Consider the following 279-nt stretch of genomic DNA (forward strand, 5'->3'; position numbering starts at 1 on the left):
GCTTAACCATACAACGCCAAAGTGGTTTTACGAACCAGAAGTTAGTATTACTGAAGTAGACAGTTTGAATTATCAGAATTTTTCCAGATTTAAGCAAAGTGAATAGAGTCACAATATAGTGAAATCGGTTCACCTTGCGCAAAAGGAATGGCAGCGCGATGCGCTGTGTCATTAAACTTTTGCACTAAAGAATATGCTTGGTGACAATAGCGTTTTGGACCCACCTGACCCCATGCCGAACTCAGAAGTGAAACGAAACAGCGTCGATGATAGTGTGGC

Annotated in this window: 1 rRNA gene; it reads left to right on the forward strand. The window is 41.9% G+C overall.

Annotation, left to right across the window (positions count from 1 at the left end):
* Nucleotides 1–196: 196 nt before the first annotated feature.
* Nucleotides 197–279: ribosomal RNA gene (rrf, locus tag ACW689_RS21500) — 5S ribosomal RNA — on the forward strand; the annotation flags it as partial.

The sequence above is a fragment of the Pseudoalteromonas sp. ABE4_541 genome, assembly GCF_056312285.1.